We start from the raw sequence: 13,795 nt of genomic DNA, 5'->3' as shown, positions 1-13,795 counted from the left end.
TAGGTTCTGGGCAAAACGGCCTACCATTCCCATTCGATTCGGCATTACGCAAAGACCCTAACTGTTCAAGGGCCTTTGTCTCCGGACCGCCCAGCATTGCGATACTTCGGGAGAGATCGCCCCTAATTCAGTGTGCGCGGACGGCGTGGAGCGGCTTCGACGGCCGCCGCTTCGCGCAGCTTCGCCCGCTCTTCCGGTTCCTCGGACTCGGCGTCTTCGGCAGCGTCAGCAACGACGCGATCTTGCAGCGCGTAGGCGAGCACTTCGTCAACGGTATCGACAAAGATCGTCTCCATCTCGGCGCGCAGTTCAGGCGGGATGTCGTCGAGGTCATGTTCGTTGCGGCGCGGCATGATCACCGTGCGGATTCCCGCGCGCCGCGCGGCCAGCACTTTCTCCTTGATCCCGCCGACGGGCAAAACCTTGCCGCGCAGCGTGATCTCCCCGGTCATCGCGAGGTCCGAGCGCACTGGACGGCCCGTGAGTAACGAGGCCAGGCAGGCGGTGATCGTCACGCCCGCCGACGGTCCGTCCTTGGGAATCGCGCCGGCCGGCACGTGCACGTGGATGTCCGCCTTCTCGTAGAAATCGCTCGCGATGCCGAGTTGGTCCGCGTGGGAACGGATATAGGACATCGCGGCCTGCGCCGATTCCTTCATCACGTCGCCGAGCGACCCGGTCAGGGTGAGGCCCTTTTGGCCGGTCATCCGCGTACTTTCGATAAAAATGATGTCGCCGCCGTTGGGCGTCCAGGCGAGGCCAGTGGCGACGCCGGGCTCGTTGGCGCGTTCGGCAATCTCGAGGAAGTACTTCGGCGCGCCGAGATATTTCTGCAGCATCTCGACCGTGATCTGCGCGGGCGGCGGCTCGCCCTCTGTGATCGAACGGGCGATCTTCCGGAAAATGCGCGAAACTTCGCGTTCGAGATTACGCAGACCGGCCTCGCGCGCGTAGCTGCGAATCACCTCGGATACCGCCTCGCGCGTGAACTCGATCTGCTGACCCGCCAGGCCATTCTCGTTGAGCTGCTTCGGGATCAGATGGCGAAAGGCGATCTGCAGCTTCTCTTCCTCCGTGTAGCCGGGTAGTTCGAGCACCTCCATGCGATCGCGCAGCGCATGCGGAATCGTGTCGAGGAGGTTGGCCGTGGTGAGAAAGAGCACATGGGAAAGATCGAAAGGGACGTCGAGATAATGGTCGGCGAAGGTGTTGTTTTGTTCGGGGTCGAGCACTTCGAGCAGCGCCGAAGCGGGATCGCCGCGAAAATCGGCGCCGAGCTTGTCCACCTCGTCGAGAATGAACAGCGGATTATTGGAGCCGGCATTGCGCAGCCCTTGGATGATTCGGCCGGGCAGCGAACCGACGTAGGTGCGGCGATGGCCGCGGATTTCCGCCTCGTCGCGGATCCCGCCGAGCGACAACCGCTGAAATTTGCGCCCGAGCGCCCGCGCGATCGATTTGCCCAGCGAGGTCTTGCCGGTGCCCGGCGGCCCGACGAAGCACAGAATGGGCCCCTTGGTATCCTGCTTGAGCTTGCGCACAGCGAGGAATTCGAGGATGCGCTCCTTCACCTTCTCGAGATCGAAGTGGTCCTCGTCGAGCACCTGGCGCGCGTGCGCGATGTCGAGATTGTCCTCGGTCGCGACGCTCCAGGGCAGGGTCACGAGCCAATCGATATAGGTGCGCACGACCGTATGCTCGGCGGACTCCGGCGGAATCATGCGCAGGCGGTCAAGTTCCTTGTCGGCGGCCTTGCGCGCGTCTTCGGGCATGTTGGCCGCCGCGACCTTCTTGGCGAGATCCTCGATCTCCGATGAACGGCCGTCGCCCTCGCCGAGTTCCTTCTGGATCGCCTTGAGCTGCTGACGCAGGTAATACTCGCGTTGATTTTTGTTGAGCTCGGTCTGCACCTGCGATTGAATTTTGTGGCCGAGTTCGAGCAGCTCGATCTCGCGGCTCAGAATGATCAGCAGTTTTTCGAGCCGCTGGCGCACGTCGAGCGTCGCGAGCAGGTCCTGCAGCTCCTCGACAGCAATCTTCAGATAAGAAGCGACCAGATCGGTCAGCCGCGCCGGATCGCGCACCTGCATCGCCATCACCTGCAGCTCGTCAGGCAGATAGGGCACCAGCGACACAAACTTTGAGAACTGACTGATCAGATTCGCTTGCAGCGCCTCGGCTTCGCGCTCGGGCCTGAAGGTCTCGGTCAGGCGCGCGACGTGCGCGACAAAGTACGGCGCGCGTTGCGTGAACTCCCCCAGCTCGATCCGTGCGAGCCCCTGCACCAGCACGCGCACGCTGTGATCCGGATACTTGAGCATCTTGAGGATGCGCACCGCCGTGCCGCACTGGAAGAGCGCCTCCGGGGCCGGATTTTCATCCTCAGGATTTTTCTGCGCGGTCAGCCCGATGATCCGCGAATTCTGCCCGACGTCGTCAATCAACTTGAGCGACGACGCCCGCGAGACCAGAAACGGATGAATCTGACTCGGGAAAATCACGATGCCGCGCAAGGGCAGCACCGGCAAAGTCTCGGGAATTTCGACGCTGCTCAGGTCTTCTTCGGTCTCGAAACGCTTTTCCTCAGGATCAGACATAGGTCACCCCGGTTCCCCCCCAGGCTCCGGATGTTTTCGAGCCAAGCAACATACAGCTCGCGCTTTTCCGAGCATGACTTTTTAACGTAATATACGGTCTAGGCACAGACAAGGCGTTATCCCCGCGCCCTGGATACAGGTCGCATCTGCTCCAACCGTGGAATCTATTGGCTAATTATCATTTCGACAAACTATTCAGTCCTCAAGAGGCCTGCGCGTTGATCCCGCGGCTCGAGTTGCTGATTCGCGACCTGCAGTCGCGGGCCGGCGAGGTCCGCGGACGTATCGCCGAAGTCGCCGCGCACGACCGCGACGCCCATCGGATGGAGTTGCCGGAGCTCATCGCGCGCTATCCCGAATTGCGCGCCTCCGCGGTGCGGATGGCGCAGTTGACCAGCGAGATCGAGGCGCTCGGCTGCTTTCTCAAGGATCTCGACTTGGGGTTGGTCGATTTTCCCTACGAGATCGAGGAAGGCCGCGTGGTCTTCCTGTGCTGGCAGCCCGGCGAACCGGAGATCGCGGCGTGGCATCCGGTCGAGACCGGCTTCGGCGATCGGCGGCCGCTGCGCGGCGCGGAAAAGCGCTACCTCAACTGATGCGTAACAGCACAACCGCCGCCGCTTGTTCGGCCGGCGAACTAACTCAATACTGATTCCCTCATGGCGCTGACACTGTTCATTTATCTTCTGTGCCTGGTTTGCTGGCTGGGTGGGATGATCTTCTTCACGATCTTCACCGCACCGGCAGTGTTCACGACGCTGCCGGTCGCTGACGCGGGTCGGGTCGTGAGCACGATCTTCCCGCGCTACTACCTCCTCGGCTATGTCGCCGGGGTGATCAGCGTGATGCTCGCGATCTACTTCACCTTCAGCCGCGGGCCGCGGCTCTGGTGGTCGCTGTCAGCGCTGGCGTTGGCGGTGGCCTTCACGCTGACCCTCTACGCGGGTGCGGTGGTGCGGCCGCGGATCGACGCGGTCCGCGCCGTCACCACAGATCCTACTCCTGATCCGGCGCGCAAGGCCGAGTTCGATCAGCTCCATCGCCTCTCGGTGGCGCTCAACGGCGGCACGATGATCCTGAATCTGCTCGCCCTGCTAACCACGGCCGTGGCGTTGACGCCCCGTGGCTAAAGCCGCTTTCAGCGCGGTCGTGCTCGACCTCTTCGACACGCTCGTCAAATGGGAGCCCGCGCGCCTGCCGCTGATGGAGCTCGACGGCCGCCAGATCCGCACCACGATGCCTTGGATCTTCCCCAAGATGATCGAGCTGTTCGGCGCCGCCTTCGAGCGTGATCGATTCATCCGGGTCTATTCGACGGTGACTGAAGAAATTATGTTTGAGCGCGAGCGCGACGGCATCGAGATCACCTGTCACGAGCGCTTCCGGCGCACGCTGACCCGCCTGGAACTGGTGCATTCCGACGGCGCTGCGGTCCACGCCGCGCCGGTCGAGCGCGGCGCCGCGCTCGACTGGCGCGTCCGCGACCTCGCCGAAGAACTCACCCGCGTGCACATGGCCGCGGTGCGCAATGTGACGTGGGCGCCGGAGGGGCGGGTTGCGGCCGTGCGGCGCATCGCCCCGCACTACCGTCTCGGGCTGCTGTCGAATTTCGACGACGCCCAGTGCGGGCGCGAGGTTCTCGCCGACACCGGCGTCGCGAAGCTGTTCGAGGCGGTCGTCATCTCCGCCGAGGTCGGCCTGCGCAAGCCCGGGCGCCGCATCTTCGAGCATCTGCGCGCGATGATTGGAGTCGCATCTGAAGAGATTCTTTTCGTCGGCGACACGCCGCGCGACGACGTCCTCGGCGCGAGCGCGGCCGGGATGCGCACCGCGTGGATCAGCAAGGGCGCCTCCTCAATTCCCGAGGGTATCCCGGCGCCCGACTTCATTATTGATGATCTCGCCGATCTGCCGCGTATTCTGGATATATGAAAGCGGCTGAACTTGGACTCCATATCCGGCGGCTGAGATGGGACGCGAGGTCATCGCGGTAGTCGGAGCAGGTGAGGCTGACGCCGAGGTTTGCGAGCTGGCCTTCGCGGTCGGCCACGCGATCGCCGCGCGCGGCGGGACCCTCATCTGTGGCGGACGCGGTGGTGTAATGGCAGCGGCGGCGCGCGGCGCACACGCGGCCGGCGGCCATACGATTGGGATCCTGCCAGGTTACGATCGCGGCGACGCCAACCCGCACATCGAATTTATAATCGCGACTGGAATGGGGCAGGCGCGCAATGCGATCATCGTCGCGAGTGCGGATGCGGTCGTCGCCCTCGCAGGCGAGGGCGGCACGCTCTCCGAAATCGGACTCGCGCTGAAACTTGGCCGCCCGCTGGTCGCGCTACGCGCCTGGCAGGAGGTTGCAGGGATCGACCATGCCGATGATCCCGCCACGGCCGTCGAACTGGCGCTGGCGCGCGCCCGCCGCTCGACGTAGGTAGCCCGACCCCCTAGCCCTTCTTGTCCTTGCCGCCGCCCTCTTTGGCGGCCGGCTCCGCAGTCTTGGCGTCGGCGGCAGCAGGAGCTGGGGCAGCGCCCTCCACGATGGCCTCGCCCTCGGCCGCAGCCGCGACGACCGGCGCTTCGGCGACCGTCGGCGGCAGCACCGTGACGACCGGGAAATCAGTGTCGAAGATCGGTTTGACGTTGCCGACAAACTTGAGCGCCGAGATATGCATCACGTCGTGAATCTTGAGTGCGGTCACGTCGACATCGATCGTCTCCGGCATCTCGAGCGGCAGACATTCGACCTCGACCTCGCGCTCAAGCGGCTGCAGGATACCGCCATCGATGATACCGGCGGCGCGGCCGACAAAGCGCAGCGCAATTGCGACCCGCAACGGCTTGTTCAGGTCAACTTCGTACAGATCGACATGCAAAATCACGCCGCTGACCGGCGTGCGCTGCAGGTCCTTGATGATGACGTGTTTGCCGTCGAGCTCGGCGGCGGCGGATTTGAGCCGAATCAACCGCTGACGGCCCGCCGAGTGCGCGCGCGATTTCAGATCACCCGCGCCAACCGCGATCGCAGTCGTCACCCCGAGATTGCCGTAGATCACGCCTGGTACCCGCCCTTCATGGCGGATTCGGTTGACCAGCCCCTTGGGGCGCACTTCGCGTTTTTCGCAGCTTAACTCAACGGTTTCCATCGATTTCCTCGTCAATTTTCCGCGTCAGCCGTCCGCAGATTTAATTCTTAACGCAGCTCGCAGACTCGCCTGCTCGGCTCCGCTCGGGGACTCGCTCCGCCTAGTGTTAGTTAAATAGCGAGCTGACCGATTCCTCATTATGTATGCGGCGCACGGCTTCCGCTATCAGGGCGCCGACCGACAGCACTTTCAGATTCGTCAGCGCCGTCTGCGCCTTAACCGACAGCGGGATGCTGTTGGTGGTGATCACTTCGCTGAGCTGGGAGCGATTGAGCCGCTCGCAGGCCGGGTCCGACAGGATCGGATGGGTCGCGCAGGCCATGACCTCAGACGCGCCGGCCGCGAGGATCACCTTGGCGGCCTCGGTGATCGTGCCGGCCGTGTCGATCATGTCGTCCACCAGCAATGCCGTCGAATCGCGCACGTCGCCGACCAACCGCATCTCGGTGATCTCGCTGGCGCGCTGGCGGCGCTTGTCGATAATCGCGAGATCGGCATTGAGCCGCCGGGCGAAGGCGCGCGCCCGCTCGACGCCGCCCGCATCGGGCGAAACCACCGTCACGCGCCGGCTATCCAGGCGCTTGCGCAGATACTGCACCAGCACCGGCATCGCGTAGAGATTATCCACCGGAATGTTGAAGAAGCCCTGGATCTGCCCGGCGTGCAGGTCAACCGTCAGGACGCGCTGCGCACCCGCGGCCGTCACCAGATCGGCAACCAGCTTGGCGCTGATCGGTACGCGCGGCGCGACCTTGCGATCCTGGCGCGAGTAGCCGAAATAGGGAATTACCGCGGTGATGCGCTTGGCTGACGCGCGCCGCAATGCGTCCATCAGGAGCAGCAGTTCCATCAGGTTGTCGTTGGGCGGAGAGCAGGTTGACTGGATCACAAAGCAGTCGCCGCCGCGCACGTTCTGGCGGACTTCGACCATCACCTCGCCGTCCGGAAAATGGCCGACCTCGGCCTCACCGAGCTTCACCTCCAGATGCTCGGCGACTTCACGGGCCAGCGCAGGATTTGAATTCCCCGTGAAAATCTCGAGTTCATCTTTGGTGCGATCGGGCATTCTCCTCCCTCCGAGACTGATTGGCCGAACTAAGATGCTTGACGCAGCTCCGGGGGGCGGCGGAGTCTGCGACGCGCGGCCAAAATAAAGAGTCGCCTGCCGGCGCGCCGCTTCGTTTCCTGGCCCCCCTGTGCCCGGCTCCCCTCGCGGACTCGCTCCGCCTGGTGTGTGGCTGGGCGGGAAGGACTCGAACCTTCGAATGCCAGGTCCAAAGCCTGGTGCCTTACCAACTTGGCGACCGCCCAGTACGATCGCGCCGCTCATGCTCGCGGTGAAGAGTCCCACAAGCCGAGGAAACTTCGCACAGCTTTTCTTTCCGCCCCGGAAACCCTTGATATTATTGACCGGAGCTTTGCCCTGTCAATGTTCCCGACACTAGCGGAGCGCGGCTACCGCGCGGAGCGAGCACAAGGGGGCGGCCGAGTCTGCGAGGCGCGGTCAAAATCAGGAGTCTGCGAGCTGCGTCAAAATTCGTTCGTCAGCACACCGCGACCTGCTTGTAGCGGTTGCGCGCGGCGGGCCGAGCGTCTATCCCTGAACCCACCTTGAACCCCGCACTAAAGGAAAATGACGCCGTCCTCTTTATTGATCGCAAGGGCCGTCGCTATCTGAAAATCCTTGCGCGCGAGCGCAAAATCACGATTCGCGGCGAGATCGCCGCCGACCAGTTGTGGGGGCTCGACGAAGGCTCGCGCGTCAAACTCAGCACCGGCGAAACCTTCCTCGTCTTGCGCCCGACCTACGCCGACCTGATTCCCCATCTGCCGCGCGCCGCCCAGGTGATCTATCCCAAAGACACCGGCCCGATGCTCATATGGGGCGACGTCTATTCCGGCGCGACCGTGATCGAAGGCGGCGTTGGCGCGGGCGCGTTTACGCTCGCGCTCTTGCGTGCAGTCGGTCCCCAGGGCCGGGTCATTTCATACGAGCTGCGCGAGGATTTTGCGGCGCGCGCCCGCCGCAACGTCGCTACTTTTTTCGGCGACGCGCCCAACTGGGAACTCAAACTGCGCGACCTTTACACAGGTTTCGACGAGACCGGCGTCGATCGCTTGTTTCTCGATCTGCCCGAGCCCGGCCGCGCGCTCGACGTCGTCGCGCGAGCTCTGCGGCCCGGTGGGGTGTTTATCGGCTACGTCCCGACGGCGCTCCAGCTCAAGGAGACGGTTGAGGCGCTCCAGCTTCACCCGCTATTTACTGAAATCGAAAGCTTTGAAACGCTCCTGCGCAATTGGCACGTCAAAGGGATGAGCGTGCGCCCGGTCCATCGGATGGTCGCGCACAGCGCGTTCATCATCGTCGCACGCCGTCTGGCTGACGCCGCCGCAGTTCCAGCCGCTACCCTCGATGCCGCAAGCCCGGCGGAGGCTCTCGAAACCGACGAAGATCTGTTGGACGATCCTGACGACGATCCGCTCGACGAGTCCTAGCCCGCGGTAGGGCATACACCTCAGTCGCTATCGAAATGCGGCGGCAAGGGCGCCAACCGCGCCGCCCATCACGATGAGCCAGGCGGAATTCAGACGAAAGCGCAGCAGCATGATCGCACTGATCAGCACGAGCGCCGCGGTGGTCGCATCGACTACGGCGGCGCGGCCGAGCTGCCACGTCACCGCGACCATCAGCGCAAACGAACCGGCGTTGACCCCGTCGAGAAAGGCGCCGGCAATGGGCGAGCGGCGGAGACGCGGCAACAGCGGTCCGCTAATCGAGACGAACACAAACGCCGGCAGAAAAATTCCGACGGTCGCGAGCACGGCGCCGGCCTTACCTCCCAGCAGATAGCCGACAAAGGTCGCCGTGCTCAACACCGGACCCGGCGTGATCTGTCCGATCGCGACCGCGTCGAGCAACTGCGCCTGCGTGAGCCAGTGCGTTCGATCAACCAGATCGGCCTGCATAAACGCCAGCAGTACATAGCCGCTGCCGAACAAAACCGCTCCGATCTTGAGAAAGATCAGAAAGAGCCCGCTTAGGCTGAAAGGCATGGCGGTCGTGGCGGCAACTTTCGACGCCGTCACGAGCGCGCCGGTCGCCGATGCCCCCGCCTGACTCTCGCGAAATCGCGAGATCACGATCGCAATCAAGCCGGCGGCGAACAGGATCACCATCTCGTCGACTCCGGCGAACGCCGCGATAGTCGCGGCAACGGTCAAGGCGATCAGGAAACGCGTCTGCAGCGCCGATCGCGCCAACCGCCAGATTGCCTGCACCACCACCGCGATGATCACCGGCTTGATGCCGTACAGCACCCCAGCCATTTGCGGCATCGCGCCGAACGCCACATAGGCCCACGCCAACGCCGCGGTAATCAGCGCCGCCGGCACGACGAAGCAGGCGCCGGCGACCGCGAGGCCGACCAATCCCGCCCGCCGATGACCGATATGGATCGCCATCTCAGTCGAGTTCGGCCCGGGGATCAGATTGCAGGCGCTGATCATGTCGAGGAAGCTCGCGTGCGAGAGCCATCCGCGCCGCCGCACCACCTCGTCTTCCATCATCGCGATGTGCGCCGCCGGGCCGCCAAACGCGGTCGTGCCGAGGCGCAGGAAGAGCAGCGCGAGGGCGCGCAGCTCCCGCCCACGATCGGCCGGAGCGGGCGGAGCGGCCGGATCGTTCATCGCGGTTTCACGGCTTTCATTCGCGCGCCGGCGGCAGCACCAGGATTTGCCCGCTCATCACCGGCTGATGGAGCAGGCACTTGAAGCTAAGCACGCCCTCGCGATGAAACGTGAAGACCCACGAACGCTTTTGCAGCGGCGGCAACTTCTCATACATCAGGATTTTCAGATCGGGGCTGAGCAGCGCAAAGTCATGCTCGTCGTCGGATTGCAGGTTCCAGAATTCGATTTGCGTTGGCTGATCGCGATGCACCGCGATGAAGTCCGGGCTGAAAGTATAGACCTCGCCGAATTTGGCGATCTTGCTGCGTGGCTCCCGCTCCTTAGTCAGCACACCCTCGCTCACGACAGTGATCCCGGCTTCGGCCTCGCCCTGCGGCGCGACGGTCACGATTTTCGCGGCGGCGCCGCTGGGTAGAAAGAACGGGCCATTTTTTGACGCCGCCTCGGCGATGGCGGTTGCCGTTCGCGCAAGAAAGATGATCAGGACAAAGGAGGCAGCAAAGGCGATTTCACGGATCGCGCAGAAGGAGGAATCAGCTGATCGATTCACATACGCAGCTTGCGGATATTCGCAGCTTCACTCAACCCATATGTGAATGGCAAATCGCTCGGGGCCGAACGATTGAGAGTCAAGTTTCACGAGCTATTTCGCGATGAGGCCATCCGAGTCGGGTGAAATCCGCGCCGGCGCGGTCTCCGCGACGCGGGCTTCCGTTTGTGCGGACCACGCCACGTGGGCGGCGCCGAGGACGTGGCCGTACACCTGCTCGACCTGCGTACAGAGAATTTCCCAATCGAACTTGGTCAAAATGGTTCGCCGGGCTTCATCCCCGATATATTCGGCCAGTGCGGGATCGCGCAATAATGTGAGGATTCCGCGGCCCATCGCGTCGAGATCGTGGTCCGGTACGATGAACGCGTCACGCAGATGCTCGACGCCTTTAGCAGCGCCCGCGAAGCAAACCGTTGGCTTGCCCGCGGCCATCGCGTTCAGCAGCTTGAGTGGATATCCCGGGATGTCCGGCCGCGGGATGACAGTTATGTCGGCGGCCGCAAGGTAGTCCGGCAGGTCAACCAGCGACTGCCCTTCGACCCAAATGATGCTCTCCGAAATGCCCAATGACGCGGCAAACTCTTGGTTTCTCACCAGATCAGCTTCTCCGCTGAGCGGGCTCACTATCATCAACACGGCTGCAGGCTCTTGCGCGAGCACTGTCCGGAAGGCTTTGAGGAGGTAATCGATTCGTTGAAAGACGTTGCTGACGCCCGTATACATCACGATTTTGCGATCGCCGATTGAAAAGTGATCGCGGATACGGTGCGGGTCGGGACGCGCGAACATTGCAGGATAGACGCCTGGCGGGATCAACGCCATCCGATCCGGCCCAAAACCCCGCAGGCGAAAATAGGTCTCGAGCTCCTTGGAGATGACGATAACAAAATCCGGCAGGCGCGGCACCAGACGATCAAGCATCGTTGCCAGCGTACGCGCGATAAACGCCGGCCTGATGAAGTTGTAGCTTGGAAGTTCATCCGCCATCAGATTGACCGCCTGATAAACCAGGGGACGACCGGTGAAAAGTTTTGCGATCATTCCGATTAGCACACCCTCATAATTGTGTGCATGAATCAGATCGATCTTTTCCCGTCGAATTACCCGAATCAGCGTAAACACCATCAACAGATCGAGGATAAATTTCTGCCACGCTGGACCCGTGTATTCCCGCCGCTTCTTGCCCCAATAACGCGTGCGCCAGACTTGGGCGTTGCCCACTGGCAGGCGGTCATCACCGATATGATAAGTGACAACGTGGACGTCGTAACCGCGGTCGCCGAGGATTTTGGACAGTTCCCTGATCGACGCCGAAGAGCCAAAGTTCGCCGGAAACGGACAGGCGGCTACCATAGCAATTCGGCTCATAAAGAAACAGTCTCCGCAAGCACAAGCTAAAAAAGACGAATATTACAGGTTAACGCTAAAAGCAAGATGTTTTGCCACAGCATCGAACATTCGCTCGACCGGAATCGATTCCATGCAGTGCGGCCTGACATCGCAATCACGCAAGTAACATACCGCGCATCCGAGCGGTGTCGTGATCTTTTCTCCCAGGCCGTAGAGATCAATTTCTGCGGCTGAAGTGGGTCCGAAGAAGGCCACTGTAGGCTTTTTTAAAGCTGATGCCAAATGAAGTCCTAGTGAATCACTTGAAATCAAAAGATTACATCGCTCGACGAATGCAGCAAATCCTAGCAGACTCAAATTGGTAGGTGCTGCGCACACTTTTGACCGCCTCGCAGCTACAACAATCCGCTCATTCCGATCCTTTTCCGCAGCACCGCCCAGCACGACAACATCAGCGCTCAACCGATCGACTATTTGCTGCGCCAGGTCTGCCGTCTGGTCCTCACCCCAGCTCTTGAAGCGCCAACGCGCGCCAGCACCGGTATTCATTGCCACGATGGGTCCGGCGAACCGTTGCGCTTCGAGCCATCTGGCTGCTGCTTCACGCTCGGCCCGAGGTATTTCGATAAATGGTCGGGCTACGGGCCCTGGAAGTCCGAGGCCCCGATAAATGATTTCGCCGTATGTGGAGGCGTTTTCGCGCTTCAGTTCATTTGCACGCTTAAGCCCGCCCTGGCTCGCTGGGCGCAGCAGCCCCATACTGAACCAAGCGGCCAAATCGTCGCTGTATTTGCGCTCGGTGCCTGCCATGTAGGCACCCGAGAGGCGCGAACTCCTCAGTTCGCTGGCGAGCTTACATAGCGCCTCATCGTCATCCAGACAGATCACCCAATCATAATTTGCGTGACGCCAGGATGCGTCTGGAGAGTCATCGAACAGGACTGTGCGAGCCACATCCGGGTTCCCGTGAAGCAGCGACACTGCATCTTTGCCGGTGATCCAGGTCAGCTCCATGTTAGGGTGGCGCTTCCTCAATGCGGGCAACAAGGTCGTGGTGCGGACCACGTCGCCGAGCGCTCCGACCTTTATCAAAGCAATCTGTGTCTCCAAGCGACGTAATCCTGACACATGTTGGTTGATATTAGAACCCTCTGTTCGACATTATGTTAATTCACTCATAGACACTGTGTTTATTCTTCAAATGAGCCAACAGTGATGACCGCACGATGAACGACCCATGGAGCCAATGATCCATTAGTGTCGCGATAGCGGCAATAGGATTTTGTTTGGCTAGGCCGTCGCCCGTGCCTGTACGTAAAGCCAAGGCGCGAACGGTGAAGGTTCTAGTAGCTGATTATGCTGCGGATCGATTTGCCTTCGTGCATTAAGCCGAAGGCATGATTTATCTGAGCGAGCGGCATTGTGTGGGTGATCAGGTCGTCGATATTGATGCGCCCGTCCATGTACCAGTCGACGATCTTAGGGACGTCGCGACGGCCTCTGGCCCCGCCGAATGCACTGCCCTTCCAGGTGCGTCCAGTGACGAGTTGAAAAGGCCGCGTCGCGATCTCCTCGCCGGCACCGGCGACGCCGATTATCACGCAGGTGCCCCATCCGCGCTGGCAACACTCGAGCGCCTGGCGCATCAGTTTGACGTTGCCGACGCATTCGAAGGAGAAGTCCGCGCCGCCCTTGGTCAAATCGACCAGATAGGGCACGAGATCGCCGCGCACCTCGTCGGGGTTGACAAAATGTGTAAGGCCGAACTTCTCCGCCATCACGCGCCGCGCCGGATTAAGATCGACCCCGACGATCATCGAAGCGCCGGCAATTCGGGCGCCTTGAATGACATTGAGACCGATTCCGCCGAGGCCGAAGACCACGACGCGGTCGCCGACCTGGACCTTCGCCGTGTTGATCACCGCGCCGATTCCGGTCGTGACGCCGCATCCGACGTAGCAGACCTTGTCGAAGGGTGCGTCCTCGCGAATCTTTGCCAGCGCGATCTCCGGCAGCACCGTGAAGTTCGCGAAGGTCGAGGTCCCCATGTAGTGATGGATCGGCAGCCCGTCAATCGAGAAGCGGCTTGTGCCGTCGGGCATGACACCGCGACCTTGGGTCTCGCGAATCGCAGTGCAGAGATTCGTGCGGCCGGACAGACAGGCGGGACATTGCCGGCACTCCGGGATGTAGAGCGGAATCACGTGATCGCCAGCCTTGAGTGAGGTAACTGCCGGCCCGACCTCGACGACAACGCCGGCGCCCTCGTGGCCCATGATCGACGGGAACAGCCCCTCCGGGTCTTTGCCCGATAGAGTATAGGCGTCGGTGTGGCATACGCCGGTCGCCTGGATTTCGACCATCACTTCGCCGGCCTTAGGCCCGGCGAGATCAACCTCGGTGATCTCCAATGGCGCGGCGGGTTTATAGGCGACCGCAGCTCGGGTTTTCATGCGTCA

The 13,795-nt window shown here is 62.0% G+C and carries 13 protein-coding genes and 1 tRNA gene; 5 read left to right on the top strand and 9 right to left on the bottom strand.

From position 1 onward, the window contains the following. Nucleotides 1-122: 122 nt before the first annotated feature. Entirely contained in the window at nucleotides 123-2,597 is a 2,475-nt protein-coding gene (lon, locus tag VKS22_05165; protein HLW69992.1) for an endopeptidase La, read from the bottom strand. Between the two features lie 167 nt (nucleotides 2,598-2,764). Between lon and VKS22_05160 the strand changes: the two genes are divergently transcribed. The 4 genes from VKS22_05160 to VKS22_05145 all read left to right on the top strand — a co-directional run bounded on the left by VKS22_05160 (nucleotide 2,765) and on the right by VKS22_05145 (nucleotide 5,031). Next, nucleotides 2,765-3,193, top strand: coding sequence for a DUF2203 domain-containing protein (locus VKS22_05160; protein HLW69991.1), 429 nt, complete (start codon nucleotides 2,765-2,767; stop codon nucleotides 3,191-3,193). Between the two features lie 63 nt (nucleotides 3,194-3,256). Further along, nucleotides 3,257-3,727, top strand: coding sequence for a DUF4149 domain-containing protein (locus VKS22_05155; GenBank protein HLW69990.1), 471 nt, complete (start codon nucleotides 3,257-3,259; stop codon nucleotides 3,725-3,727). Further along, the gene (locus tag VKS22_05150) at nucleotides 3,720-4,529 is read left to right on the top strand and encodes an HAD family hydrolase (protein ID HLW69989.1); all 810 of its coding nucleotides are present in this window, start codon (nucleotides 3,720-3,722) and stop codon (nucleotides 4,527-4,529) included. The genes VKS22_05155 and VKS22_05150 overlap by 8 nt, the downstream gene beginning before the upstream one ends. 37 nt (nucleotides 4,530-4,566) lie before the next feature. Beyond that, nucleotides 4,567-5,031, top strand: a complete 465-nt coding sequence (locus VKS22_05145) for a TIGR00725 family protein (protein HLW69988.1) — start codon at nucleotides 4,567-4,569, stop codon at nucleotides 5,029-5,031. A 13-nt stretch (nucleotides 5,032-5,044) separates the two neighbouring features. On the opposite strand, the gene VKS22_05140 is transcribed toward VKS22_05145, so the two are convergent. The 3 genes from VKS22_05140 to VKS22_05130 all read right to left on the bottom strand — a co-directional run bounded on the left by VKS22_05140 (nucleotide 5,045) and on the right by VKS22_05130 (nucleotide 7,054). After that, entirely contained in the window at nucleotides 5,045-5,743 is a 699-nt protein-coding gene (locus VKS22_05140; GenBank protein HLW69987.1) for a 50S ribosomal protein L25, read from the bottom strand. Between the two features lie 106 nt (nucleotides 5,744-5,849). Then, nucleotides 5,850-6,809: a ribose-phosphate pyrophosphokinase gene (locus VKS22_05135; protein ID HLW69986.1), complete on the bottom strand. Its 960-nt coding sequence runs from the start codon at nucleotides 6,807-6,809 to the stop codon at nucleotides 5,850-5,852. Nucleotides 6,810-6,978: 169 nt separating this feature from the next. After that, nucleotides 6,979-7,054, bottom strand: a tRNA-Gln gene (locus tag VKS22_05130). Between the two features lie 300 nt (nucleotides 7,055-7,354). Between VKS22_05130 and VKS22_05125 the strand changes: the two genes are divergently transcribed. Then, complete coding sequence (locus tag VKS22_05125; GenBank protein HLW69985.1) at nucleotides 7,355-8,239, top strand: tRNA (adenine-N1)-methyltransferase; 885 nt, start codon at nucleotides 7,355-7,357, stop codon at nucleotides 8,237-8,239. 27 nt (nucleotides 8,240-8,266) lie between these two features. On the opposite strand, the gene chrA is transcribed toward VKS22_05125, so the two are convergent. The 5 genes from chrA to VKS22_05100 form a co-directional block, all read right to left on the bottom strand. Further along, nucleotides 8,267-9,430: a chromate efflux transporter gene (gene chrA, locus VKS22_05120; GenBank protein HLW69984.1), complete on the bottom strand. Its 1,164-nt coding sequence runs from the start codon at nucleotides 9,428-9,430 to the stop codon at nucleotides 8,267-8,269. A gap of 16 nt (nucleotides 9,431-9,446) precedes the next feature. Continuing rightward, the gene (locus tag VKS22_05115; GenBank protein ID HLW69983.1) at nucleotides 9,447-9,983 is read right to left on the bottom strand and encodes a hypothetical protein; all 537 of its coding nucleotides are present in this window, start codon (nucleotides 9,981-9,983) and stop codon (nucleotides 9,447-9,449) included. Between the two features lie 93 nt (nucleotides 9,984-10,076). Next, nucleotides 10,077-11,354, bottom strand: a complete 1,278-nt coding sequence (locus tag VKS22_05110) for a glycosyltransferase family 4 protein (GenBank protein ID HLW69982.1) — start codon at nucleotides 11,352-11,354, stop codon at nucleotides 10,077-10,079. Nucleotides 11,355-11,396: 42 nt separating this feature from the next. Continuing rightward, complete coding sequence (locus VKS22_05105; protein HLW69981.1) at nucleotides 11,397-12,446, bottom strand: glycosyltransferase family 9 protein; 1,050 nt, start codon at nucleotides 12,444-12,446, stop codon at nucleotides 11,397-11,399. Nucleotides 12,447-12,679: 233 nt separating this feature from the next. Continuing rightward, the gene (locus tag VKS22_05100; GenBank protein HLW69980.1) at nucleotides 12,680-13,789 is read right to left on the bottom strand and encodes an S-(hydroxymethyl)glutathione dehydrogenase/class III alcohol dehydrogenase; all 1,110 of its coding nucleotides are present in this window, start codon (nucleotides 13,787-13,789) and stop codon (nucleotides 12,680-12,682) included. Nucleotides 13,790-13,795 lie beyond the last annotated feature (6 nt).

The sequence above is a fragment of the Candidatus Binataceae bacterium genome (assembly GCA_035308025.1).
In the GTDB taxonomy this organism is placed as follows: domain Bacteria; phylum Desulfobacterota; class Binatia; order Binatales; family Binataceae; genus JAJPHI01.
Note: the sequence above shows the minus strand (reverse complement) of the source record. Positions and strands in the feature narration are given on the sequence as shown.